At 62.8% G+C, this 242-nt stretch carries 1 protein-coding gene; it reads left to right on the forward strand.

The genetic code is table 11. From position 1 onward, the window contains the following. A partial coding sequence (locus tag SB751_RS34585; RefSeq protein WP_410749564.1) for an ABC transporter substrate-binding protein occupies positions 1-242 on the forward strand: 242 nt, incomplete at both ends.

A 242-nucleotide genomic window follows, 5' to 3' on the forward strand; every position in this document is an offset into this window, starting at 1 on the left:
CGAACGGTCAGGTGGACGCATGGGCGGGTCTCGATCCGCATATGGCGGCCGCGCAGATCGACGACGGCGCCCGCCTGCTTTACCGCAACGTGGACTTCAACACGTGGGGGTTTCTGAATGCGCGGCAAGACTTTATCGCCGCGCATCCGGATACGCTGGCTCACGTGCTGAAGGCATACGAGAAAGCACGCCTGTGGATCGCCGCCCATCCGGACGAAGCGGCAAAAATCGTCGCGGAGGAT

Source organism: Cupriavidus sp. SIMBA_020 (genome assembly GCF_046535395.1).
Taxonomy (GTDB): Bacteria; Pseudomonadota; Gammaproteobacteria; order Burkholderiales; family Burkholderiaceae; genus Cupriavidus; species Cupriavidus campinensis.